This window comes from Terasakiella sp. 4MB5A (assembly GCF_050058155.1).
Lineage (GTDB): Bacteria > Pseudomonadota > Alphaproteobacteria > Rhodospirillales > Terasakiellaceae > Terasakiella > Terasakiella halodenitrificans.
This window is the reverse complement of sequence record NZ_CP188815.1, coordinates 437,676-462,521: the sequence shown is the minus strand read 5'-3', so window position 1 is coordinate 462,521 and position 24,846 is coordinate 437,676. Positions and strand designations below refer to the sequence as shown.

Here is a 24,846-nt window from a genome sequence, read left to right as displayed (position 1 = left end):
CGGCATCCTTTAAATTTTATCTTCAGGCGGTAACGGTTTATCATCGTCATCATAAAGAATACGGCTGGCGTTGCCTTCCATATCGTCATATTGGCCTGATTTCAATGCCCACAAAAACCCTGCCAGTCCAAGACCGCCAAGCAACAGCATCGCCGGAATAAGATACAACAGACTTGTCACGACACTTTTCCTTTACTTAATCGAAGAGCGTTGGCTATCACTACCAAAGAAGAGGTGGACATGGCAACCGCCGCAATTAATGGCGTTACATAACCCGCAATCGCCAACGGGATGGTGACACTGTTATATAAAAACGCCAAGCCAAAGTTTTGTATAATCAGGCGTTCCGCCTTGCGTGCAACACCCAATACTTCCAGAACAGCTTTTAATTTATCACCTTGGAAAACAGCATCCGCCGTGGTTTGTGAAACATCAATCGCGGTTGAAGGTGATAACGAAACATGCGCTGCGGCCAAAGCAGGCGCATCGTTTAATCCATCCCCCACCATCAACGCAGCCTCCATATGCATCAAAACGTCACATTTATCCGCAGGGCTACATTGCGCTTTCCAGTCCTGAATATTTAACTCTTCTGCAACTTTGCGCACAGGCTCTACCCGATCACCCGATAACAGATGTGTTTGATATGACATTTGCAAACGGGCAACAACCTCTTTGGCATCAGAGCGTAAGTGATCAGCAAACTGGAAACAAACCGGTACACCATCCCCTTTATCCAGCCACAGTTCCGGCCCATCGCTTAAAGGCGCCTCTGCCCGCCCGCACCATTGACGACTGCCAAGGCGGACCTTATCCCATTGCAATCCACGACCGGGAACTTCCACCACACTTGATTTAACCGCAATATGAGGAACCGCGCGACACAAAGCCCGTGATAACGGATGCTTACTGGCCCCGGCAAGGGCGGCTGCCAATTCCAAATCGGTTTGGGCAACCTTTTCTTTATTGATCAGTTCGGCACGTCCTAACGTCAACGTTCCGGTTTTATCAAAAACGATGTTTTTAACATGGGCCAGACGTTCCAAGGCCGTACCGGTTTTCACCAAAATGCCTTGGCGCATCAAACGGCCAGATGCGATCACCTGAACAACCGGCACCGCCAAGGCCAAAGCACACGGACAGGTAATAATCAATACCGCGATGGCATTTAACAAGGCTTCGTTCCAAACAACACCGGCAAAGAAAAACCAATATATAAAGGTGCCCAACGATAACAAATGCACAACAGGCGCATAATAATGCGCGACACGATCTGCCAAGGCCACATAATTTGCCCGTCCGGCTTCCGCTTCTTCCATTAAACGGACGATTTCAGCCAACAAGGTTCCTTCACCTGTTGCCAATACACGGATTTTTAAGGGGGCCGACAGATTTACCGTCCCGGCAAAAACTTTATCTTCTACCTTTACCATCACAGGGACGCTTTCCCCCGAAATCAAACTGGTATCAATATCAGATATACCGTCAATAATCTGACCGTCCACCGCAACCCGTTCCCCTGCCGCACAAAGGACAATCATCCCGTCTTTCACCTGTTCAGGCGGTAACAAAGTTTTGTTTCCGTCCTCGGACAAGACCGTCACAGCCACCGCATTCAGGCCCAGTAAATGTTCCGCTGCACCACGCGCACGACCACGCGCACGTCGGTCCAGATAACGTCCGATCAATAAGAAAAACAGCAAACTGATGGCAGAATCAAAATAAGCATGTTCCGCACCGGTGATCACTTGAAACAGGCTCATGCCTGCAGCCAATAACACCGCCAAAGATATGGGAACATCCATATTCAAACGGCGTGCTTTTAAGGCCGTAAGGGCGGACCGGTAAAACGGACGCCCGGCATAAGCAACCGCAGGCAAGGCAACAAGCGCGGACAACCAGTGCATAAAATCACGCGTGCTGTCCATCATACCTTGACTGTAACCTGCCCAAATGGAAACGCTGAATAACATCACGTTTGCCGCAGCAAACCCCGCGACCGACATGGCACGCAAAAGCTCTTTTTCCTGCTTTTCATTTTCAGAATTGAGCAAGCAAGGATCATAAGGCACCAGCCGATAGCCCAAAGACGAAACCTTGGCAATCAGATCATTGGGATCAAGGGTGTCTTCGCGCCATTTCAGAACAAGCCGGCGTGTCGACATATTGACACGTGCCTGAATGATCCCTTTTTCTTTGCCAAGAACGGTTTCGATCAACCAGACACAAGCGGCACAATGGATACCCTCAACCATCAGATACAGAGTCTTCAGACCATGTTCATCATTGATATGGGCGCGATAATCAATCGCCACTACATCATCTTCAGGGCGTAAAACTTTGGCATCCGGGTCGATAACCCGTCGCTCGTAATAGGTTTTCAGCCCCAATCCATTAATGAGTTCATAGGCGCCTCGGCACCCCTTACAGCAAAAATCCGCGCCCCCTTCTGAGTGTTGAGGAACCGGATCACCGCAATGAAGACAGTCTGTGGTCATAAACAGGCCTTAATAACTAAAGTCGCTGCCCAAAAATAGGAACTCTCCCCCTGTTTTCACAAGGAGAGAGCCACCAAAAAAAACTATTCTACGACAACCCGTTCAACAAGCTGGTATTGTCGCCCTTTACTGACGGCATGAATGCGAACCTGCCATTGCCCATGTCGGGCCAGCATGATTTCGCCGCCCACAACACCCGGGGCCATGACATCAGTCGACTGATCTACATCCAGACCTTCGCTTGTCGGACGAATAAAAAAGGCATGGGCTTTCAAGTCTTCGACTGGCTTGCCATCATGATTCAGAAAAGTCGCTTTATAAGCAATCTTGCGACGATCCCCATTACTTTCAAGCGGCGTAACAGCCAATTTCACATCCCAGCCCAATGCTTCTTGCGCTTTGGCCCCTGACACATTGCTGTCATAAGCAAGGCCTTTTACATAGTGATCCTTGGTTTCCAGTCCTGTCCAGCTATCATAGGCAAAAAACATCATAATGCCGTTTACAATGATAATTACCAGAAAGAAAGCGACGAAGATCCAAGGGTACCACCACCCCGGCGCACGTTGTTTAGTCATAAATTATGGTCCCCGGAATACGGTTGACTGACTATGAATTTCACCAGTTTCAAGATCCTTTAGCACGAAATCAATATTTGTAGATTTCCCTGCAAGGGTATGACGACCAGCTTTCATAAAGATACGGTAAGTGCCGATATGGTCAGCTTTGACATCCAATTTCAAGGTCGGCTGGTCTTTTTCTTCCTGACCGATCATGGTCATGGTCACCCCTTCAAGCCCTTGAACGCTTAATTCATAAGACTTTGGCTGCGATTCCATATTCAAAATCTTATAGGTATACCCATTGCGGATCGTGCCATCAGAAAGCGTCACAAACAAAGGCGCACGATCCCGAAGAATATTGACTTCCAGACGATCACGCATCGACAGACTGAGCATCAATACAGCCATAACCCCTGTCAAAATAACAGCATAGATAATTGTTCGCGGACGCACGAGATGAACTTGTTTACCTTTCCCTTCCTCACGGGCCACCATATTGGTGTAACTGTCGTAAGAAATCAGATTTTTCGGCAAACCCATATTGTCCATCATTACATTACAGGCATCGATACAGAGACCGCAGCCAATACATTCCATTTGCTGGCCGTTTCGAATGTCAATCCCTGTCGGGCAAGCCTGCACACACAGGCCACAATCCACACAGTGTCCTCGGTCCGAGAAATCTTTATTTTTAGCCCCCTTCATACGCGGTTCCCCACGCCAGGCTTCATAGGTTACCAACAAAGAATCTTCGTCAGTCATAACCCCTTGGAAACGACCATAAGGACACATATAAAAACAAACTTGTTCACGCGCAAAACCGGCCATCATATACGTCATCGCCGTCAGTAACAGCAAGGTAACCAACGTCCAGCCACTGATCTGACCTGTAAAGATTTCTTTGGTAATGGTCGGTGCATCGTTAAAATACCATAAAAAAGAAATGGCAAAGAAAACAGAAATCGCAAGCCAGATTACATGTTTTACAGCACGCTTTATCAACTTATTCAACGAGATAGGCGCTTTATCCAAACGGATCCGTTTGCTGCGATCCCCTTCAATCCAGCCTTCGACCATCATAAATAAATCTGTCCAAACTGTTTGGAAGCAGGCAAAACCACACCAGACACGTCCGGCAATTGCCGCCGCCGCAAACAAGCCAACGGCAGCTATAATCAAAACACCTGTCAGGTAATACACTTCCTGAGGCCATATTTCGACCCAGAAAATATAGGCGCGACGCCCTGGCAAATCGAACAAAATTGCCTGATCCGGCACACCCGGTCCACGGTCCCAACGTAACCACGCAGAAAAATGGTAAATAGCCAGAAAAACCCATAACAAAATTGTTTTCCACTTTCGAAACGGGCCTTTAAAAATACGAGGGTGGACCTTAACACGTTCTGCATAAAGCGGGCCGCTACCATGCCCATCGGGTTCTTGATTTACTGCTTGTTGTGCGTCAGACATCGTTCAATCTCGATTCAATTATACGTCAGCAAAATTCGCGTTTTTTGTACTCTCGTTCACCCCTTGGTGCAATTGATAAACATCAATCAACCCGGGTAAAATTAGATTTTTTTAAATAATTATATTTTTGAAAACGTCTTAAAACCCTTGGTTTACAAGGAGAAGAATTATATTAAAATATTCTAAACTTTAAATTTACTAAATTTCAGGAACTAAAAAAGAAACGGCTGTCGCTACAGAAACACGACAGCCGTTTTCTTGTTTGATCAACTCAAACGTTCCTTACTGTCCGCCACCCAAAGAGTGAACGTAGATAGAAACTTGTTTGATCTCTGTTTCGCTCAAACGACCGGCCCAAGCTGGCATAACACCATGTTTGGGTTTGGTAATTTGTGCGACAACACCGTCTTTACCGGCTTTGTAAAGCCAGATGCCGTCATTAAGACGCGGTGCACCCAGTTCTTGCATACCAGCGCCGTCTTCAGCGTGACATGCAGCACAGTTTTCGTCATACAGATCTTTGCCTGCATCCGATCCGCCTTGACCACCGAGTTTCATAACATAGTCGGCAATCTGATCAGCATCGGCCGCCGTGATCATTTCATCAGCAACCAAAGCCGGCATATCGGAAAGACGTCCATCGTCGTGACCGGAACGAATACCATAAAGAACTGTTTGCTGGATATCATCCAACGTACCGCCCCAAATCCAATCGTCATCAGCCAAAACCGGATAGTTCGGCGCACCAGAACCGCTGGAGCCGTGACAAGGCTGACAGTTGTCCGCGAAAATAACGCGACCCCCTGCCATAGCGTAGTTCAACAGTTCAGAATCAGCAGCTACTTCGCTGATTTCCTTACCTTCGAACTTGCTTGTCCAAACTTCACGCGATTGAGCAACCGCAGCCATTTCTTGTGCATGTTCCAGACGGTTGGTGGTTTCCCAAACGCCTTTTGCATAATCGTTTAACGTCGGCCATGAGGGATAAACCACCCAATAGCCGATAGCCCAAATGATACTGGCATAGAATACGGTCAACCACCACTTCGGTAGCGGAGTATCCAATTCTTTAATGCCGTCCCATTCATGGCCGGTGGTATTTGTGCCCGTCACCGGGTCCTTTTCCACGTTTGCCACTGTAACCTCCTTAATCGTCATCCTGCAGGGGAATATTGGCAGCTTCATCGAAGCGGTCCTTATGGCGCGGCCACAAGGCAAATCCAATAATCCCCAAAAACAGGATCAGCAGCCACACGACCCATAACTGTCGTGCGAGTGAGACTATATCGTCCAAGCTCACGCTTGCACCCTATCGAGCCATCTCGCCTTCAGGCTTGTACGTCGTAAAGTCTACGAGCGTACCGAGCATCTGAAGGTAAGAGATAAGCGCGTCCAGTTCAGTTACTTTGGACGGATCACCGTCAAAGTCGCCAACAACCGCTTTGGGATAACGCGTGAGAACCGCATCAACGTCACCTTCTCCACTTGCTTGCGCAGTGAAATCAGCCGCCGCTTCTGCGATTTGTTCGTCGGTATACGGGTCACCTGCAGCACGGAGTGCTTTCAGGTGGGCACCAGCATCATTGAACGTCAGTTCTTTTTCAGCCAGGAAACCATACATCGGCATAACAGACTCAGGCACAACATCCTGCGGACGGATCAAGTGTGCAACATGCCAGGCGTTAGAATACTTTCCGCCTACACGCGCCAGATCCGGCCCTGTACGTTTGGAACCCCATTGGAAGGGGTGATCGTACATGGACTCAGCTGCCAAGCTGTAGTGACCATAACGTTCAACTTCGTCACGGAACGGACGAATTTGTTGAGAGTGGCAAAGGTAGCACCCCTCACGAACGTAAATGTTACGACCTGCCAACTCCAAAGGAGAGTAAGGACGCATGCCGTCCACTTTTTCAATCGTAGAGTCGATTGTGTAAAGCGGCACGATTTGAACCAGACCACCGATAGAAACGGTAATCAGGATTGCGATCGTCAAAAGGATCGTATTTTTCTCGAAAATTTCGTGTTTCATATCCGATCCCCTTACTCAGCTGCCGCAGATTGCGGTGCAACGAATTCGTCTTCTGTACGTACATCACCTTGAATGGTTTTGATAAAGTTCCAAACCATGATCAAAGCACCAAGTACGAAGAGCAAACCACCACAAGCACGGATTACGTAGTACGGATGCATCGCTTCAACAGACTCGATGAAAGAGTACTGCAAGAAGCCAAGGTCATCGTAAGCACGCCACATCAGGCCTTGCATGATACCGGAAATCCACATCGCAGTGATGTAAAGAACGATACCGATTGTCGCAATCCAGAAATGGTAAGTAACCAAACGCAGAGAGTACAAACGTGTACGGCCCCAAAGTTTCGGAATGAGGTAATACATCGCACCGAAAGATACGAAAGCAACCCAACCCAAAGCACCGGAATGCACGTGACCGATTGTCCAGTCTGTGTAGTGTGACAAGCCGTTTACAGCTTTGATCGACATTGCCGGGCCTTCGAACGTGGACATGCCGTAGAAGGCAACAGCCGCGATCAAGAAACGCAATACCGGGTCGGTACGCAGTTTTTCCCATGCGCCAGACAACGTCATCAGACCATTGATCATACCACCCCAGGACGGCATCCACAGCATGATAGAGAACGTCATGCCGAGAGTTTGCGTCCAATCAGGCAAAGATGTGTAATGCAAGTGGTGTGGACCAGCCCAGATATACAAGAAAACCAACGCCCAGAAGTGAATAATCGACAGACGGTAAGAATATACCGGACGATTAGCCTGCTTCGGAACGAAGTAATACATAAGGCCAAGGAAACCCGCAGTAAGGAAGAAACCTACCGCGTTATGACCGTACCACCATTGTGTCATCGCATCTTGAACACCAGAAGCCCAGATATAGGACTTGGCAAGGCTATCACCGCCGAACAAAACGACCGGCAGAGTGATGTTGTTCCCCAGATGCAACATCGCAACAGTAATAATAAAGGCAAGGTAGAACCAGTTTGCCACATAAATGTGAGAAACACGGCGTGTCATCAATGTGCCTGCAAAGGCAACCAGATACGCTACCCAGACAACAGTCAAAAGTAGGTCAGCATACCATTCCGGTTCTGCATATTCTTTACCCTGAGTAACACCCAGAACGTAACCCAATGCAGCAATCACGATGAATAGCTGATAACCCCAAAAAATTAAATTTGCCAGCAACTTTCCGCCAAAAAGCGGTGCGCGGCAAGTGCGCTGTACAACGTAAAAAGACGTTGCAAACATAATAGAACCACCGAAGGCGAAAATTACCGCCGACGTATGGACCGGACGCAGACGACCGAAAGTCGTCCATTCCAGACCGAGGTTCAGCGCCGGAAACGCTAATTGAAAAGCGATGAAAGTTCCGGCGATAAAGCCGATGACACCCCAAAATGTGGCAGCAAGTACAAACTTACGGACTACGTCCTCGTTGTATGCCACGTCGGAGGCGCCAGTAGCTGTGGTCGCTTGGTTCATGCCGAACTCCTGTTCTTCCCGAAATTTGAACGCAAGTTTATCGACGTATCAGGTTTGTGGACACCCCCCAGCGCCCACAAACCTTAACGACGACTTTGCGTCCCACTTCCAAACCTCGCACCCCAAACATACGAGAATGCGGGCTGGAAGGCTTGAAATATAGCGGCGAATATATGGATGCGTTTGATCTAAGTCAAATAAAGTTTCCAAGTAAAAACCAGTTTATAATGATTATAATCTGCTACTGAATGTAAAAGTGGAATAATCATAATTTCCATAATGATCTTGTTGATATTTATAAGCCTTTTATTTTAGTACTTAAGTACCGTTTATGGTAATTTGGCCCCTAAAGTTATGCACATTTAAAATCTAAAATATTATTTTTTACTTTATATATTACTACTTTTACTATTCTCTTCTTTATTTTTATAAATTTATTACTAACTTAATAATATATTTTAATATATAACCTGTGATTATTGAATATTTTTGGTGGAATACCCTTGTTTTATTCTATATAAAAGCCCATTCTAAGAGACATTCTAAATAGATTTACTTGGGTTCACGGCAATATGGTCATTCTCAAACGCACTCTTCACATTCCTGCAGTTTTTGCTTTAGTACTCAGCCTGTTTTTCGCGACGTCCTGTGCCCCCACGACCCAGAAAGATTACCGGGCAACCCCAGAAGCAGCAGGAATTCGCATTGAGAAGCCGCAAATTAAGGCAAAGCACGCCATAATTACTGTTGCCAACCCCCATGCTGCACAAGCCGGGTATCGTATCCTCAAGGCAGGAGGCAACGCAATTGACGCCGCCATTGCTGCGCAACTGGTTCTCAATCTCGTTGAGCCTCAATCTTCGGGAATCGGTGGTGGTGGTTTTTTACTCCTGTTCGACCCCGAACAAAAAGCCCTGACCAGTTTTGACGGACGCGAAACCGCCCCTGCCAAGGCCAGCTCTGATTTATTCATCAAAGCCGACGGCACAAAGATGGGATTTTTTGAAGCAGCCGTGGGTGGTCGTAGTGTTGGGGTACCCGGTTTATTACATATGTTGAAACAAGCCCATCGCAAATATGGGCGCATGGATTGGGAGCTCTTATTCAACGATGCCATTAATTTATCTGAACACGGGTTCAACGTATCTGCGCGTTTACATAAACTGGTAAGCACAGACCGTTTTCTAAAAACCGATCCAACGGCACGTGCTTACTTCTATAATAGAGACGGTATGGCCCATCCGGTTGGTTATCTTCTCAAAAACCCGGAATTTGCCGACACCTTACGCCAAATTCAAAAAGGTGGAATAGAGTCTTTTTATATAGGGCAAATTGGCGACCGCATCGTCGATAAGGTCCAAACCCATCCCGACAACCCCGGCTTACTCGCTTCAGATGACTTATTACTTTATCGCAGTATTGAACGTGATCCCATTTGCCTGGACTATCGTCAATATAAAGTCTGTGGCATGGCACCTCCCAGCTCCGGTGGCCTCACCGTTTTGCAAACCTTGGGTCTGATCGAACAATACGATCTCAACAATGATCCCAAACCCACCATTGATCGCAACCATTTATACTTGGAAGCATCCAAGCTTGCCTTTGCTGATCGCAATTATTATATCGCAGATCCAGATTTTGTTGATGTCCCGACACAACAACTTTTATCCAAAAGTTATTTAATCGGGCGGCAAACTCAAATCCAGCATGACACCATCGTAACCACACCAGCCGAGCCCGGCGGCCCGTTCATGTTTAGCCGGAAATGGGCCAATGATACCAATGAACATGGCCTGTCTACCACGCATATGAGCATTGTAGACGCCGATGGTATGGTTGTTTCCATGACCACCAGTATTGAAAATGCCTTTGGGTCACGCCAAATGGTCGGCGGTTTCCTGCTGAATAACCAACTGACCGATTTTTCCTTTAGGCCAAACAAAAACGGACTTGCAATTGCCAACCGGCTGGAAGCGGGAAAACGCCCGCGCAGTTCAATGGCCCCAACCATCGTTCTGGACCGGACCACTCATAAACCCGTTCTTGCCATTGGCTCTCCCGGTGGATCCCGTATCATCGGTTATGTCACCCGCAATCTGATTTCCATTTTAGATGAAAACCTTGATCTGGATAAAGCCCTTGCCCGTGGTCATATCACCAATCGTAATGGCGCGAGTGAGCTGGAACAAAATACCGCAGCCGAACAACAGAAAGAAAAACTCGAACAGCTCGGTCATTCAATAAAAATCAAGGAAATGACCAGCGGCTTACATGCCGTGCGCATCCTGCCCGATGGCACTTTACAAGGTGCCGCCGATCCCCGTCGTGAAGGTGTTGCCATTGGGTATTAGAGAATAAAAAACGCTCTCCTTTTGGAACATTTCTTATAAAGGATATAAGTTTTTATTCTTGTTACTCAGATTTCATTTTATAAGAAATTTTATAACAAAAAATACCATAATTTTCTTGTGATATTTTCCTTCTGTGTTACCCCTATGTCGGGATTAGGGGAGGAAACATCACATGAAAGACGGCCATTTAAACTGTATCGAACCACTTGAACCCATTGAAACGGCAAGCCGGGACGAGTTGGAATCTATTCAGCTCAAACGTCTGAAATGGTCGTTAAATCATGCCTATGAAAATGTACCTCATTATCGCGCAAAATGTGACGCCAAAGGTGTTCATCCTCACGACCTGAAAATCCATGCAGATTTAAAACTGTTTCCCTTTACGACGAAACAGGATTTACGTGAAATGTACCCGTTTCACAGTTTCGCCGTCCCAATGGAACAGGTTGTACGCATTCATGCCTCCTCCGGTACAACAGGTCGTCCTACGGTTGTCGGTTATACCAAACAAGATATCAAAACATGGGCAACCATTATGGCACGATCTTTACGCGCCGCAGGTTTAACCCGCCATGATATTGCCCATGTCGCCTATGGCTACGGTCTGTTTACCGGTGGGTTGGGTTTTCATTACGGGGCAGAGGAACTGGGATGCAGTGTCATCCCCATGTCAGGTGGTCAAACGGAAAAACAAGTCCAGTTGATCCGTGATTTCAATCCCCACGCCCTGATGGCAACACCGTCTTACAGTCTGGTTATCGCCGATGAAATGGAACGCCAAGGCTATGATCCCAAACAGTCCAATTTACGCCTTGGTCTTTTTGGTGCTGAACCCTGGTCCAATGAAATGCGATTAGAGATCGAAAACCGTTTAGGGATTGATGCACTGGATTGTTACGGCCTGTCCGAAGTCATGGGACCGGGCGTTGCCATGGAATGTCTGGACACCAAAGACGGCCCAACCATCTGGGAAGATCACTTCCTGCCGGAAGTTCTGGGCAAAGACGAAAGCCCGTTGGAAGATGGCGAATTTGGCGAGTTATGTTTTACCTCCCTCACCAAAGAAGCCTTACCCATTATTCGTTATCGTACCCGCGATTTAACCCGCCTTCTGCCCGGCACCGCACGTCCGCACATGCGCCGCATGGATAAAATCACCGGACGATCTGATGATATGCTGATCATTCGGGGCGTTAACGTTTTTCCCAGCCAAATCGAGGAACAGATTTTGCGTGATGACCGCCTATCACCGCATTATCATCTGCTGGTCGAACGGGTCGAACATATGGACCGCCTGACGGTTAAAACAGAATTACGCCCTGATACCTATCTGGATCAACGTGAAAATATCGCCCGCAGCCTGCAACTACACATCAAATCCTATATCGGTATCAGTGCAGCCATCGACGTATTGGACCCCGGTGCCATTGAACGATCCCAAGGTAAGGCCAAACGCGTAACCGATCTGCGCCCCGTCGATAATTCCTCACGGGGATAAGGCTATCCCTGATTTATGTGCCCTTTGTGGTCACACCTGCATCGGCAAAGGTCGCCATATTGTTATGGCACGCCACGGCAGAGCGCACCAAGCCAACGGCCAAAACCGCACCGCTGCCTTCCCCAAGACGCATATCCATGTCAAACAGGGCCTTTTTACCAATTTTTTCACAAATCAACTGATGGCCCGGCTCCACTGAATTATGAGCAACAAGACAATGATCCAGCGCACCGGGGCAAGCAACTTCAAGGGCGGCTACGGCACTGGTGCAGACATATCCATCCAACAAAACCGGGATACGTTTTAGGCGCGCGGCCACAACGGCCCCGGCCATTGCTGCCAATTCACGCCCACCCAAACAACGCAACACTTCCAGACCATCAGTCATCGCATCTTTATTCACCAGAACCGATTCGCCGACAATTGCAATTTTTTTGCCCAATGTGTCATCATTTACGCCAGTACCACGCCCAACCCATATTTCAGCACTCCCACCAAACAAGCCATGTGCCACGGCTGCAGCCGATGTCGTATTGCCGATTCCCATTTCACCAAGGCACAAAAGATCGGTATGGTCTTTTACGGTTGTCATGCCATAGAAGAACGCTTCGGCACAATCGGCGTCACTCATCGCCGGACCTTGGGAAAAGTCGGCTGTCGGTTGATCCAGCGCCATTTCATGAACCTGCAAATCCACATCAAACGTCGCACACAGCTGGTTAACCGCCGCCCCGCCGTTAATGAAATTTTGCACCATCTGGGAAGTCACTTCTGCCGGATAAGCCGAAACACCACGGGCAACCACACCATGATTGCCAGCATAAACATTACAATGAACCGATTTCACACGCGGGGGATAACTGCCCTGCCACGCCGCCATCCAATGCGCCACTTCCTCCAGACGCCCCAAGGAACCCTCCGGCTTCGTCAATTGCGGCTCACGCGCTTGTGCCTGTTGCAACGCGTTCTGGGAAAGAGCGGGCAAAACATTCAGGACGTCGCGGATATCTTTTAAAGACTGAACATGGGGTAATGTATTCATGGGGGTTTACTCTCTTTCCCAATGGCAGATGGTTCGCTATAAGATCAATAATCTTTTTTCACGTCCCACACATAGCATGTAAAATATGAGCGATACCAGTTCTACATTTGAAAAAACATCCCAATCCCCTCAAGCATGGTGGGCGGACATACAATTGGCTGCTGTGTTTCTGACACGCATCCCATGGCGCTTAAACGGTGATATCCCGCCAATGGCCTTAAACCGGGCCTTGCGCGCCTTTCCTCTGATCGGTTTAATCGTTGGCGGGGGCAGTGCCACGGTCTTTGGCCTTGCCCATTTTGCCAACCTGCCCGACCTCGCCTGTGCCCTTCTGGCTATTCTGAGCGCGGTTTTATTAACAGGGGCCCTACATGAAGACGGAATAGCAGACGTTGCCGATGGGTTTGGTGGCGGACAGGACAAAATCCGCAAGCTGGAAATTATGCGCGATAGCCGATTGGGGGCATATGGCGGTCTTGCGCTTGTCTTCAGTATCGGTTTGCGCACCAGTGCCTTGGGCGGTTTTGAAAGCTGGACCTTGGGTGCCGCAGCCTTGGTTGGCACCGCCTGTTTATCACGCGTTGCCCCGGCCCTGCTGATTTATATGATGGACCCTGCACGCCGTGATGGTCTTGCCGCCACGATGGAAAAACCCACCGGATTGATTATCTGTCAGTCCCTTGGCCTTGGTGTGGCATTTTTTCTGCTTTGTACACCCATCATGGCGGGATGGATTACCCTGTCCGTTTGTGCGCTGTCCCTGTTGATCTGGAAAGCCATTGCACAAAACCAGATCGGTGGACAAACCGGCGATGTCTGCGGGGCCAGTCAGCAAGTTATCGAAATATCAGCCCTTTTAACATTGGCCACCCTTACATGACGACATTCCCGGAACCCACCCGTTTTTATTGGATCCGGCATGCCCCGGTCAAAGCCATGATGCCGGGGCGCATTTACGGACAACGCGATGTCGGCTGTAACCTGAAAGATACCGATAGCCTGAAACGCCTCGCAGACCTTTTACCCGAGGATGCCTTGTGGGTAACATCCACCCTGTCACGAACAAAAAAAACCGCCAAAGCTATTGCCGAACAAAAAAACTGGACCATAAAACCCTTGGCCTACAAGGAACTGATGGAGCAGAATTTCGGTCTCTGGCAAAGCAAGACATGGGACGAACTGGATGAAGACCCAGAATCTAAATCTTTTTGGGACGATCCTGCCGGCACCTGCCCGCCTGACGGTGAAAGCTTTGTCACCGTCTGCCAGCGTGTTGAAAAATGCATCAACCATTTGGACCGCAAATATCAAGGGCAACATATTGTCTGTGTGGCCCATGCCGGAACCATTCGCGCCGCAGCAGCTCAAGCCTTAGGGCTTTCACCTGATACTGCCTTGAAATTAAAGATCGATACCCTGTCAATCAGCCGTTTCAGTTTATTTGACAACACATGGGCAGTTGAATGCATCAACGCCTAGTGCGTGTAGTTTATTGCAAATTGATAAATCGCAATGTGAATTAGTTTAATCTAATTTATTCTTACCGTTGAAAATACCATTAGTCCCGAATAATCGGGCATTGAGTAACAGACGGAGGATATTTCATGTCAATCAAACGCATCTTTGGATGCGGTGTGTTTGCATGGCTATTGATGATGTCGCCAGCCTGGGCGACCAAAGATAAGACATCAACAGCCGATCACACCCAATTCAAACAGCTTCAACAAGATTTTCAATCCGGACCGGAGGTCACAGCCGCTTGTCTGGAATGTCATACCGAAGCGTCCAAACAACTGGAACAAACCACCCACTGGACATGGCAGTTCGATCATATGAACGGCCAAAAACTGGGTAAGCGCGAGGTGGTCAACAGTTTTTGTGGAAGCGTTGCCTCAAACGAGCCACGCTGCACAAGCTGCCATATCGGATACGACTGGACCGATATGCGCAAAGACCATCCGGCAGGCACCAACGTGGACTGTCTGGTCTGTCACGACACCACCGGAATATATAAAAAGCTTCCTGCTGCGGCCGGACACCCCAAATACGGACCGGACCTTGATTTGAAAAAAATCGCACAAAATGTCGGTGAAACATCGCGGGCAAATTGCGGGGCCTGTCATTTTTACGGTGGCGGCGGTGACGGGGTAAAACATGGCGATCTGGATAGCTCCCTTGTCAACCCACCCAAAGAACTGGACGTTCATATGTCCAAGGATGGCGCCAATTTCACCTGCGCAACCTGTCATAACCCCAAAGGCCATAATGTCCCGGGTTCACGGTTTGAAACCACGGCCAAAGATACCAAGGGGATTGATATTGCCAGCGCAGAATATAAAGATCATGCCACATGCGAATCCTGTCATGGCATGACACCCCACAAATCCGAAGCCAAACTGAACGACCATACAGATAAAGTTGCCTGTCAGACATGCCATATTCCCGAATTTGCCCGCGGTGGCGTTGCCACCAAAATGTGGTGGGATTGGTCGCAAGGCGGCAAAATGAAAGATGGCAAGCCTTATGCCATCAAGGACGATCACGGTCACGATATCTATAATTCAAAAAAAGGCGATTTCAAACTGGCCGAAAACGTTGTACCGGAATATGCATGGTTTGATGGCAAAATGCGCTACACCCTGCGCAGTGAAAAAATCGACGATGCCAATCAGCCCGTTCCGATCAACACCTTCGGTGGTTCATACGATGATCCCACTGCCCGCATCTGGCCCTTCAAGGTTATGCGCGGCAAACAACCTTATGATACAGAACTGAAAGCCTTCCTCGTTAATCATGTATTTGGCAAGGATGACACGTCATTCTGGCGCAATTTTGATTGGCAAAAAGCCCTAACCGCCGGGACCGATTATGTCGGCCAACCCTATTCCGGTAATTTTGGATTTGTCGAAACCACCTATCACTGGCCGCAAACCCACATGGTTGCCCCAAAAAGTGATGCGCTACGATGTGACGATTGTCATGCCAAAGAAGGCGGACGGCTGGCTGGCCTGAACGGTTTCTACATGCCTAGGCGCGATCAATCCGATGTATTGGATATGCTGGGCTTCATTATGATCGGTTTAACCGGTACAGGCGTTTGTGTTCATGGCCTATTGCGCCTTGTGCTGCGCCGCAAAGACAAGAAGGAGGGATAAATCATGTCACGTGTTATGATGTACAAACGATTTGAACGGTTTTGGCACTGGTCACAGGCTGCACTTGTCCTTGCCCTTGCCTTCACGGGTTTCAATATTCACGGCACCTTTACGGTGTTGAGTTATAAACAGGCGAGCGACATTCACACCACATTATTATGGGCCTTGCTGGGTTTATGGGCTTTTGCCATTTTCTGGCATTTCACCACAGGGGAATGGAAAAATTACATCCCGACCACTGAAAAGATGGCAGAGGTCTTTCGCTTCTACACCGTTGGTATTTTTAAAGGGGAAGAACCTCCTTATGAAAAAACACCGGAAAAGAAGCTTAACCCTTTGCAAAGGATGGCCTATTTGGGATTAAAACTGATCCTTAATCCGGGATTGATTATTTCCGGCTTGCTCTATCTGTTTTACAATCAATGGCCGGAGGCCGTCGCCCAAATTCTAACGCTGGAAATCGTCGCACTTATTCATACGGCCTTCGCCTTTTTCATGGTGTCTTTCATCATCCTGCATGTCTATCTAACCACCACCGGACATACGGTCGGGGCACATATAAAAGCGATGGTCACAGGCTATGAAGATGTCCATGACAAAACACCTGCTGAATAATTTTGGAATTATGAGAGGGATAAAAATTAGAAATTGATAATTCGCAATGCGGTAGCGTTAAAAAATCGCCACTATAAAGGCACCTCGCTGAAGCGGCATCCCTCCATTCAGCATGCACTGATATCGCCCTCTTTCGGCCCAGTATCCGAAAGAGGGCTTTTTTTCATCAAACAAAAAGGGAATTATTGTTTTTTATAATCATCGGTCAACATACCGCTAAATCCCCAGTTTTCATCCGCGATTTCATCAATGACGATATGGATTGTTTCCGGTTTTTTACCGAGGCGTTCGACTAAACTTTTTGTGATATCCTGAACAAGATATTTTTTTTGTTCACGTGATGCACCTTGCAGGATTTTCACATTTACATAAGGCATAAGAGTCTCCAAGAACTGTAAAACTGATATTTTAGATAAAATATATAATGATCATTCGTTCCATAGATTTAGTTGGTTTGGCAATTTTAACAACAGCACGATGTACCCTTTTGTTTTGGTGGGCATGGCGTATTACCGTAGGAACAATAGACACAACAGTCTCCAGGTAAGGGCTTCAAAACCTTAGCGCAGCCTTTGCAATCATAGAACCATTGGCACGCATTCGTAGGCATAATTTCCGTTTCAACGTACCCACATTCTGGACAAGTAATCACGGAGGTTAATTTGATTTCTTTTTCCATTGTTCACTCGCCCCTTTAAAAATGAACCAAGATTCAACAGACAAGATATTTCGAGACCTCTTCATATAACGAACTCAATCATTTGTTTTGTCTATAAACAATTCACTTTCAGCCAATTTTATGTATATTGCCTGCAAACTTTTTTGCACTTGCGAGTAAAGGAAACTCAGATGTCCCAGTTTAAAACCTTGAGCGATTATGACGTGGCGGGCAAACGTGTCTTGTTGCGTGCCGATCTGAACGTCCCGATGAAAGACGGTGTTGTCACCGACAGCACGCGCATCGACCGCACATTACCAACCATCGTTGAATTGATGCAAAAAGGTGCACGTATTGTTTTGATCACACACTGGGGCCGCCCAAAAGGCCAGCGCGTACCGGAAATGACCGTTAAACCAATTGCGGATGCCTTATCCTCCAAACTTGGGAAGCCCGTTAAGTTTGCAGACGATTGCATCGGGGAAGAAGCCGAAGCAGTCGTTAATTCCCTCTCCGATACCGAAGTCTGTGTGCTGGAAAATCTACGTTATTATAAAGAAGAAACAGACAACGACACGGCCTTTGCCGAAAAACTGGCAAAACTAGGCGATATTTATGTCAACGATGCCTTTTCATGCGCCCACCGGGCCCATGCCTCAACCGAGGCCCTCGCGCGCTTGCTGCCCTCTGCCGCCGGTCGATTGATGCAAGCCGAACTGGAAGCCCTGTCTGGCGCACTCGATGCACCACAACGCCCGCTGGCAGCCCTTGTCGGTGGTGCAAAAGTATCCACAAAGCTGGATGTGCTCAACAACCTGTCTGCCAAGGTCGATATGCTGATCATTGGCGGCGGGATGGCAAATACATTCCTAAATGCCAAAGGGATTAACATTGGCAATTCCCTGTGTGAACATGATTTGGCAGATACCGCACGTGACATCATCGCAGCAGCCGAGAAAAACGGTTGTGAAATCGTCCTGCCTGTTGACGGGATTGTTGCAAAAGAATTTGCCGCCCATGCCGAAAACCGTGTTGTAGACCTCGCCGATGGGGTCGATGACAACGAAATGATTTTGGACGTTGGCCCGGCATCGGTTGCAGATGTAAAAACACGTCTTGCCAAGTGCAAAACAATCGTCTGGAACGGCCCGATGGGTGCCTTTGAAATTGAACCGTTTGATGCCGGCACAAACGGGGCTGCCCAAGCTGCTGCAGACCTGACCAAAGCAGGATCATTGGTTTCTGTCGCAGGTGGGGGTGATACGGTCGCCGCCCTTGATCATGCTGGTGCCAAGGACGATTTCACTTATATTTCTACCGCAGGCGGTGCCTTCCTTGAATGGCTGGAAGGTAAAGAACTGCCGGGCGTCGAAGTCTTACGCATCCAATAATCGCTGACAAACACCGCCCTTGATTTATCCATTGAGGGCGGTTTCCTTCTTTCTCACACCGGGACCGTTTTTAGGCAATGATAAAAGTATCTTTTGTTGTAACCGTCTATAACAAGGCACCCTTCCTGCCCAGTGTAATTGACGCGTTAAAAAAGCAGCACGGGGATTTTGAGCGCGAATATGTTTTTGTAAATGACGGATCCACCGACAATTCATGGGAAATTGTTAAATCCGAAACTGCAGGCCTTACAAACGTTGTCCTTGTCAATCAGGTCAATCAAGGGGTTGCGATTGCCACCAACAATGGTGTGCGGGCCGCTAGTGGCGATTTAATCAAACTAGTTGATTCCGACGACATTCTGGCACCCTTTTGTTGTCAGCTCCTCATACAAACCTTGCAAGACAGCAACAGCGACTTTGTTTTTGCTATTTCAGGGGAATATCAAGACACACCTGTTTTTGAAGATCCGGCCAACCCGGAAGTTGTCATTTTTGAAGACTCCCTTCTCAGCGTTATAAAACATGGGTACGCCCGCGTCAGTCATTGCCTGTTCAAAAAAGAATTGTTTGATCGCGCCCAAGGATGTGATGAACGGATCTTTTCACAGGATCATTCCCTGTTTATCCGCCTGACCACACATGGCAAACTTGCACAGGTCCGCCATATTGTCTGCTCCTCGCCACTTGATGAACCGGGGCGCATTATGAACAACAATGCACAAGTCGTGCACGATGCGACTCTTGCCCTTGCCTATCACCTGCAAGACAATCCGCAACTTGATAACCTGCATGTAAAAGCCGCTCAGAAAAAAATTACATCGCGCATCTGGAAATGGGCGAAGCGGGAATTAGGTATGAACCATTTCAGCCGCGCCTTTTGGCTGTTCACCCTGTCGCGATGCGGTATAACTTTGTCAGCAAAAGAATTGGTTGAACAATGTGCTGTCTTTCGTGAAGGCGCGCATATTCGTCGCCCTTAGGTTCATTCTTGTGTATCGAGCATTTCATTAAACTGTGTCAGGCATTTTTGATCTGCACGTCGCATGCTCACAAATAAAATTTTCAACATGATCAAAATACCAATGAGCACGGCCGCCCCCAGCAAAACAATATAAACGAACATGGCATTGCCGCTTTCACTGGTCAATTGTGCTAGAAATGGAACCGTCTCGTTGATTTTGTCCAAATCAAACATTTCTTACATTCCTTCTTTTGAGGCACAGGTCTGCCATAATTGAACTACACCCTTATAAGCCATATCGACGCTAAGACTGTCCATCAAGCTATCGGTATTTTCATGGTCAAAGTTTTCACCAAATAAATCTAAAAACGGTGTTGCCGTTCGAACTGTTGCACAATGTATCCCCCACGGACCATACAATTTTTCTTGCGTTGGCCCAAACAAGCCTACCGTTGGAATGCGGGCCGCACAGGCCATATGCATTAAGCCGCTGTCATTTCCAATAAAAAATGTGCAGCGTTTTAAACAGGCATAAACCGTTGGCAAGTCAAGTTCGCCAATTAAATCTATCTTTTGTGTTTCAGCCAGGCCATCAATCAATTTTTTCACTTGGACACGTTCTGAGATATGGCCAAACAAGGCTATTTTTGCCCCGGCAAAGGGCCCCGTCTCTGCTGTCAATCGCAGAACCAGTTCCAGAAAGTTTTCTTCCCGCCACGTTTTGCCACGCCAGTTCGCCGTCGGGCCAATACCTAAGACCCGTTCATTGGCCGGTAATAACGTATCCGCCTTCGTTTCATGTTTTTCATTTGTCCATAAAACTGGGCCCCGTGGCGGGTTCAATTTTAAGAGGTTGGAAAACAATTCAACCCGATGCGTTTGCTTATCATCATGGTGCAGGTGTGTCCCACGCAATGTTGGGAAAAGATATGTAATCGGCCCATTGCGTAAATCAATCACACGGTGCCACCATGTAAAACCGCATTCTTCCCAAAGATCAATCCAATGCATGGACCGTTTCTTTTTGGTCATAATAAGCACGCGCTCAACCTGTGGCGTTGCCTCAAACAATGGAGCCGCAACAGGGCCGCACGCAATTGTAAATTTTGCCTGCGGATATCGTTCAAGCAAAAAATTCAGAATGCCTGTGGAAAGAACGGCATCGCCGATCCGTGTGGAGGTAATAAAAAGAATGCGCATCGTTCTTCAAGATAGACCCGAATAAAAACGACGCGACCATAGCGCTAAAGCTGTGCATTGGCTACCATCTATTTCCCTTTTCACAAGGGAAATCACATACAGCTTAATAAGAAATCAATTCCTGACGATTGTGATGCAATTCAATATGGTTCATTAGATAAGCCACCGCATCAACACGTTCCGTATTGGACAAGTTCTCCATTTTCTTGCCCATGCGCCGTTCAATATCACCCAACAAACGAATGGGATCGTTATCACTGCTGCGGGAAGCCACAATAATCAAACGCGACAAATGATCCATGCTGACTGACGGCATCATTTGCTGATAGCCCCATACACCACCAAAAACACTAAAAATAAGCGCGAGTCCCGCCAGTGATACAATCAAAGAGCGTTTTCTTTTGCGCTTTTTGGCATTTACATCAAGCTTCGCCAATGCGTTTTGAATGTTTTGATCAAACATATTACACCTTATAGTAAAGATATTGTGTATCCTTGCCCACTATCGGGACATTATTATAGATTGTGAACAGCCATGCAATAATATTTTTTGTACATTTTTATCTCTTAAGCAAGAAAAGGAGATAGAAATGCTTAATATACGTGTAGCAACTCAAAATGATGTCGCTGACATTGCAGAAATTCACGAAATTTGCTGGCGCCATGCCTACGGCTTCATGCCTGAGGAAGTCTTATCCAATCGAGATCGATCTTATCGTTTTCAGCAATGGCAACGCTGGTTTGATGAAGATCGCCCAAATAAAAACGAAGCCCTCTTTGTTTTTGAAGATAAAAATAAACCTGTGGGCTTTTGCATGTGTAAACCAAATGATGACGATATGTTAATCGGTGCAAAAGGCGAATTACATGCATTGTATGTCTTACCGGAATATCGGACATTTGGCGTCAGTTATCTGGCCATCAGTACCCTTTCTAAATATTTGGTTGAACGAGGTCTCGCGCCTTTATGTTGCTGGGCCTTTCAGGAAAACAAAATTTGGCGGTGGTACGAACGTCTTGGTTTCAAGCGCATGATTGCCAGAAACCGCAGAATTAACAATGTCGATGTCCCCGAGTTCGGTATGGTTCATTTTGAACCAAATAAATTGATAGAACTGACCGAACGTCAACTTCATCGCACAAACTAAATAAGCAAGGGGCTTGTGTCCGGTTTTACCGGCACAAGCCTTCTTTTTTACTTCCCTAAGCGGCGCAAACTAAAATCAATAATATTGGAAATGTCGCTCTCTTTATCTTCTTTTTTCATATCACTGTCGCGGACCATTGCATCGTAGATTTCCATAAAGGCATCGGCATACAGTTCCGCATCTTCACTTGTTTCATTTCGTTTACTTAAAAAATACGCAACATTCCACATCAACATCCGGTTAAGGGCCACATCCTGACTTTGGTCGCGCATCATCGTACCGCGCCCATCGACCAGCCAATTCAAGTTGAACCCCATATTTAGTAAAACTTGCAGCACTTCACCCTTAGGCACTTTTCCATATTCATACCCTTGAACAGCCCCTAAAGAGACGCCCAAACGATCTGCAAATTCTTTCTGTGTCACACCCAAATTCTTACGTATTTCTGTGAAGCGTTGACCGATATCTTTCATATTCCAACCTATTGAAAACCTTGCAATACCAACAATTTAGATATATGTTAAGCCTGCTGAAGGGGGGTATTTTTGAACTATTGGTTGTAGCCTCTACACCCTGAGTTTCTAGATTCCTCTTAAGACTGCTTTCAATGTACGCCCACAAGTGTATCACGAAAACCTATTATCGTTTTTATCGAAAACAGTCTTCAACAGCTATAAAATTCTTTATATCGAACTGCAATTTTTGCAGACCGATATAATAAAATTCTAGCGCTGGATTGTGTAAAAAAAAATTGCACACGCGTGCAAGAATAAAAATTAAAAATATGGTGCGAATAGAAACGAGTAGATAACAATGAGCAGACGACCACCAAGAACCAGCCCCGATCCAATCGATAAATACGTAGGTTCCCGTGTCCGTGCACGTCGTGTCGGATTACGCATTTCGCAGACCAAATTAGGTGATTCCATCGGCGTTACCTTTCAGCAAGTTCAAAAGTATGAAAATGGTACCAACCGTATTGGCGCAAGTAACCTCTATAAAATTTCACGCCAGCTTGGGGTTGATGTGTCCTACTTCTTTCAGGAAATGCCGGAAGATTTGTATGAAGCCTCTCATGCGGACCCTTATGGATTAAGCGAACCGCTTGCAGAACCCTTTGACAGCGACCCTCTTTCTTCGCGTGATTCCATTTCTCTGGTCCATGATTTTCACCGCATCCCTGATGATATTTTACGCCAGCGGATGGGGCAATTCATGCGTGCGCTGGCCAATAGCCTCACCGACACACCACACGAAGAAGAAAACCTTTAACATTCCCAGCTCCGCGAACACTAAATAGTAGTAAAGTCACTTATATTCCTATTAAAAAGTGAATATCTAGTTGGCATGTGTCGCTTTCATGTTATACAAAGGAGGTGTATATAATATTTTATACACCTCTTTAGTGTATTGCAGGGAGCTACTATGCCTCAAGACTCACAAGAACCAAACCCGATCAATCTGGGTATTGGTCGTCGACTCCGCCTGAAACGTGAAATCGCGGGCCTCACACAAAGCGCATTAGGGCAGAAAATAGATGTCTCACGCATCAAGATTGGGCAGTATGAATCTGGGCAAATCGCGATCCCTGCTTCAAAGCTCTTCTTGCTCTCTCAGGTTTTCAAGGTAAATGTAAATTACTTTTTTAAAGCCGATGATCAAACATCACCCTTGGCAGAATTTGAAAATATCGACCCGCTTCTTAATAAGCTTTCCATTTCATTGCTTAAAGATTTTCAACAACTTGATCAACCGGAAGTCCGTCAAAGTCTGGCAGCGGTGATAGAACGGGCCGCAGAGTTGTTGAACGAAAACAATAAAACCAAAAAAACAGATTAAAGCGATATATTTCCCATCAAGAAAGCAGCCAACAGCAACCAACCGAACCATTTATTGGATTTAAAAATCATCAGACAGGTCGGTGCATCGTGAATATCAACCACTTTAACCTGCCAAATCAGATGGGCAACTGGGGCACAAAGACCGACATAAAACAAAGGGCCGGTTTGCGCTAAATATCCGGCCAGCACTACCAAACCGGTTGTCATGGCATAGAAAAAATAAAGTGCCGGGACAGTTTTTTCCCCCAATCTAAGGGCAGACGATTTGATACCGATTAAAATATCATCTTCCTTATCCTGATGGGCATAGATCGTATCATATCCCAAAGTCCAGAATAATCCGGCAAAATAAAGACAGACCGCCGACCACGCCAGCACACCGTCAACGGCGCTCCAGCCCACCAAGGCCCCCCAGTTAAAGGTCAACCCAAGGACGACCTGTGGCCAGTAGGTCCAGCGTTTGCAAAACGGATAAATAAAAACCAAGCCTAATGAGAAACAGGCTAACACAACCGTGTACCAATTAAATTGCAGCAAAACCACTAAGCCAATAAGGCAAAGCCCCCCCATAAAGAGAGCAGCCTGCAATGGACTAACATCTCCATTTGGAATGGGGCGCGTTGCTGTGCGAGCAACCTTTCCATCAAAATTTCGGTCTGCCAGATCATTCATCACACATCCGGCCCCGCGCATGACAAAGGCCCCGATTGCAAATAAAATCGCAAAATATAGATTAGGAACCCCATTGGAGGCCAAGGCCAAGGACCAGAAACACGGCAGCAATAACAACCATGTCCCGATGGGACGGTCTGCCCGCATTAAAATCAAATAAGGACGCACGGCCCGTGGCATCTGCCCGACCCAGCCGTGATACACGATATCTGTACGGTTTATGTCGATACTGTTCTGCATCCCCCTTTCATACACGTTTTGCCA

The 24,846-nt window shown here is 47.1% G+C and carries 27 protein-coding genes; 11 read left to right on the top strand and 16 right to left on the bottom strand.

Annotated elements, in window-relative coordinates; genetic code table 11:
• Positions 1-9 precede the first annotated feature (9 nt).
• From ccoS to ccoN, 8 genes are all read right to left on the bottom strand, one after another.
• On the bottom strand, positions 10-180 hold the full coding sequence (ccoS, locus tag ACI0FF_RS02235) for a cbb3-type cytochrome oxidase assembly protein CcoS (RefSeq protein WP_188666467.1): 171 nt from the start codon (positions 178-180) through the stop codon (positions 10-12).
• Entirely contained in the window at positions 177-2,498 is a 2,322-nt protein-coding gene (locus ACI0FF_RS02230) for a heavy metal translocating P-type ATPase (protein WP_419798527.1), read from the bottom strand. The genes ccoS and ACI0FF_RS02230 overlap by 4 nt, the downstream gene beginning before the upstream one ends.
• 83 nt (positions 2,499-2,581) lie before the next feature.
• On the bottom strand, positions 2,582-3,076 hold the full coding sequence (locus ACI0FF_RS02225; protein WP_419798526.1) for a FixH family protein: 495 nt from the start codon (positions 3,074-3,076) through the stop codon (positions 2,582-2,584).
• A gap of 3 nt (positions 3,077-3,079) precedes the next feature.
• Complete coding sequence (ccoG, locus tag ACI0FF_RS02220) at positions 3,080-4,531, bottom strand: cytochrome c oxidase accessory protein CcoG (protein WP_419798525.1); 1,452 nt, start codon at positions 4,529-4,531, stop codon at positions 3,080-3,082.
• A 282-nt stretch (positions 4,532-4,813) separates the two neighbouring features.
• Entirely contained in the window at positions 4,814-5,668 is an 855-nt protein-coding gene (gene ccoP / locus ACI0FF_RS02215; RefSeq protein WP_419798524.1) for a cytochrome-c oxidase, cbb3-type subunit III, read from the bottom strand.
• A gap of 10 nt (positions 5,669-5,678) precedes the next feature.
• Positions 5,679-5,831, bottom strand: a complete 153-nt coding sequence (locus ACI0FF_RS02210) for a cbb3-type cytochrome oxidase subunit 3 (RefSeq protein WP_188666475.1) — start codon at positions 5,829-5,831, stop codon at positions 5,679-5,681.
• 9 nt (positions 5,832-5,840) lie between these two features.
• On the bottom strand, positions 5,841-6,563 hold the full coding sequence (ccoO, locus tag ACI0FF_RS02205; protein ID WP_417841500.1) for a cytochrome-c oxidase, cbb3-type subunit II: 723 nt from the start codon (positions 6,561-6,563) through the stop codon (positions 5,841-5,843).
• Between the two features lie 11 nt (positions 6,564-6,574).
• Entirely contained in the window at positions 6,575-8,050 is a 1,476-nt protein-coding gene (gene ccoN / locus ACI0FF_RS02200) for a cytochrome-c oxidase, cbb3-type subunit I (RefSeq protein WP_419798523.1), read from the bottom strand.
• Between the two features lie 572 nt (positions 8,051-8,622).
• Here ccoN and ggt point away from each other — a divergent pair.
• Together ggt and paaK are read left to right on the top strand one after the other, a co-directional pair.
• Positions 8,623-10,401 carry a gamma-glutamyltransferase gene (ggt, locus tag ACI0FF_RS02195; RefSeq protein ID WP_419798522.1) on the top strand — a complete coding sequence of 593 codons (1,779 nt, stop codon included), beginning with the start codon at positions 8,623-8,625 and terminating at the stop codon, positions 10,399-10,401.
• Between the two features lie 172 nt (positions 10,402-10,573).
• On the top strand, positions 10,574-11,899 hold the full coding sequence (gene paaK / locus ACI0FF_RS02190; protein WP_419798521.1) for a phenylacetate--CoA ligase PaaK: 1,326 nt from the start codon (positions 10,574-10,576) through the stop codon (positions 11,897-11,899).
• 13 nt (positions 11,900-11,912) lie between these two features.
• Here paaK and cobT read toward each other — a convergent pair whose 3' ends face one another.
• The gene (gene cobT / locus ACI0FF_RS02185; RefSeq protein ID WP_419798520.1) at positions 11,913-12,941 is read right to left on the bottom strand and encodes a nicotinate-nucleotide--dimethylbenzimidazole phosphoribosyltransferase; all 1,029 of its coding nucleotides are present in this window, start codon (positions 12,939-12,941) and stop codon (positions 11,913-11,915) included.
• 85 nt (positions 12,942-13,026) lie between these two features.
• On the opposite strand from cobT, the gene cobS reads away from it, so the two are divergent.
• The 4 genes from cobS (at position 13,027) to ACI0FF_RS02165 (ending at position 16,711) form a co-directional block, all read left to right on the top strand.
• The gene (gene cobS / locus ACI0FF_RS02180; protein WP_419798519.1) at positions 13,027-13,821 is read left to right on the top strand and encodes an adenosylcobinamide-GDP ribazoletransferase; all 795 of its coding nucleotides are present in this window, start codon (positions 13,027-13,029) and stop codon (positions 13,819-13,821) included.
• Complete coding sequence (locus ACI0FF_RS02175; RefSeq protein ID WP_419798518.1) at positions 13,818-14,420, top strand: histidine phosphatase family protein; 603 nt, start codon at positions 13,818-13,820, stop codon at positions 14,418-14,420. The genes cobS and ACI0FF_RS02175 overlap by 4 nt, the downstream gene beginning before the upstream one ends.
• Positions 14,421-14,545: 125 nt before the next feature.
• Positions 14,546-16,096, top strand: coding sequence for a tetrathionate reductase family octaheme c-type cytochrome (locus tag ACI0FF_RS02170; protein WP_419798517.1), 1,551 nt, complete (start codon positions 14,546-14,548; stop codon positions 16,094-16,096).
• 3 nt (positions 16,097-16,099) lie between these two features.
• Positions 16,100-16,711, top strand: coding sequence for a cytochrome b/b6 domain-containing protein (locus tag ACI0FF_RS02165; RefSeq protein WP_417841506.1), 612 nt, complete (start codon positions 16,100-16,102; stop codon positions 16,709-16,711).
• A gap of 182 nt (positions 16,712-16,893) precedes the next feature.
• Here ACI0FF_RS02165 and ACI0FF_RS02160 read toward each other — a convergent pair whose 3' ends face one another.
• Positions 16,894-17,088, bottom strand: a complete 195-nt coding sequence (locus ACI0FF_RS02160; RefSeq protein WP_419798516.1) for a 2-hydroxymuconate tautomerase — start codon at positions 17,086-17,088, stop codon at positions 16,894-16,896.
• Positions 17,089-17,174: 86 nt separating this feature from the next.
• A complete protein-coding gene (locus ACI0FF_RS02155; protein ID WP_426857867.1) occupies positions 17,175-17,321 on the bottom strand; it encodes a GDCCVxC domain-containing (seleno)protein in 147 nt (48 codons plus the stop codon).
• 239 nt (positions 17,322-17,560) lie between these two features.
• Between ACI0FF_RS02155 and ACI0FF_RS02150 the strand changes: the two genes are divergently transcribed.
• Both ACI0FF_RS02150 and ACI0FF_RS02145 read left to right on the top strand, forming a co-directional pair.
• Positions 17,561-18,760: a phosphoglycerate kinase gene (locus ACI0FF_RS02150; protein ID WP_419798514.1), complete on the top strand. Its 1,200-nt coding sequence runs from the start codon at positions 17,561-17,563 to the stop codon at positions 18,758-18,760.
• A gap of 77 nt (positions 18,761-18,837) precedes the next feature.
• Positions 18,838-19,740 carry a glycosyltransferase family 2 protein gene (locus tag ACI0FF_RS02145; protein WP_419798513.1) on the top strand — a complete coding sequence of 301 codons (903 nt, stop codon included), beginning with the start codon at positions 18,838-18,840 and terminating at the stop codon, positions 19,738-19,740.
• Between the two features lie 2 nt (positions 19,741-19,742).
• On the opposite strand, the gene ACI0FF_RS02140 is transcribed toward ACI0FF_RS02145, so the two are convergent.
• The 3 genes from ACI0FF_RS02140 to ACI0FF_RS02130 form a co-directional block, all read right to left on the bottom strand.
• The gene (locus ACI0FF_RS02140) at positions 19,743-19,955 is read right to left on the bottom strand and encodes a hypothetical protein (protein ID WP_419798512.1); all 213 of its coding nucleotides are present in this window, start codon (positions 19,953-19,955) and stop codon (positions 19,743-19,745) included.
• 3 nt (positions 19,956-19,958) lie between these two features.
• Positions 19,959-20,921, bottom strand: coding sequence for a glycosyltransferase family 9 protein (locus tag ACI0FF_RS02135; protein WP_419798511.1), 963 nt, complete (start codon positions 20,919-20,921; stop codon positions 19,959-19,961).
• Positions 20,922-21,024: 103 nt separating this feature from the next.
• Complete coding sequence (locus tag ACI0FF_RS02130; RefSeq protein ID WP_419798510.1) at positions 21,025-21,384, bottom strand: hypothetical protein; 360 nt, start codon at positions 21,382-21,384, stop codon at positions 21,025-21,027.
• 127 nt (positions 21,385-21,511) lie between these two features.
• On the opposite strand from ACI0FF_RS02130, the gene ACI0FF_RS02125 reads away from it, so the two are divergent.
• The gene (locus ACI0FF_RS02125) at positions 21,512-22,069 is read left to right on the top strand and encodes a GNAT family N-acetyltransferase (RefSeq protein ID WP_419798509.1); all 558 of its coding nucleotides are present in this window, start codon (positions 21,512-21,514) and stop codon (positions 22,067-22,069) included.
• Positions 22,070-22,116: 47 nt separating this feature from the next.
• On the opposite strand, the gene ACI0FF_RS02120 is transcribed toward ACI0FF_RS02125, so the two are convergent.
• Positions 22,117-22,542 carry a helix-turn-helix domain-containing protein gene (locus tag ACI0FF_RS02120; protein ID WP_419798508.1) on the bottom strand — a complete coding sequence of 142 codons (426 nt, stop codon included), beginning with the start codon at positions 22,540-22,542 and terminating at the stop codon, positions 22,117-22,119.
• Positions 22,543-22,882: 340 nt separating this feature from the next.
• Between ACI0FF_RS02120 and ACI0FF_RS02115 the strand changes: the two genes are divergently transcribed.
• Together ACI0FF_RS02115 and ACI0FF_RS02110 are read left to right on the top strand one after the other, a co-directional pair.
• A complete protein-coding gene (locus ACI0FF_RS02115) occupies positions 22,883-23,341 on the top strand; it encodes a helix-turn-helix domain-containing protein (RefSeq protein ID WP_419798507.1) in 459 nt (152 codons plus the stop codon).
• A 153-nt stretch (positions 23,342-23,494) separates the two neighbouring features.
• Positions 23,495-23,908: a helix-turn-helix domain-containing protein gene (locus ACI0FF_RS02110; RefSeq protein ID WP_419798506.1), complete on the top strand. Its 414-nt coding sequence runs from the start codon at positions 23,495-23,497 to the stop codon at positions 23,906-23,908.
• On the opposite strand, the gene ubiA is transcribed toward ACI0FF_RS02110, so the two are convergent.
• A complete protein-coding gene (gene ubiA, locus ACI0FF_RS02105; protein ID WP_419798505.1) occupies positions 23,905-24,822 on the bottom strand; it encodes a 4-hydroxybenzoate octaprenyltransferase in 918 nt (305 codons plus the stop codon). The genes ACI0FF_RS02110 and ubiA overlap by 4 nt on opposite strands.
• Positions 24,823-24,846 lie beyond the last annotated feature (24 nt).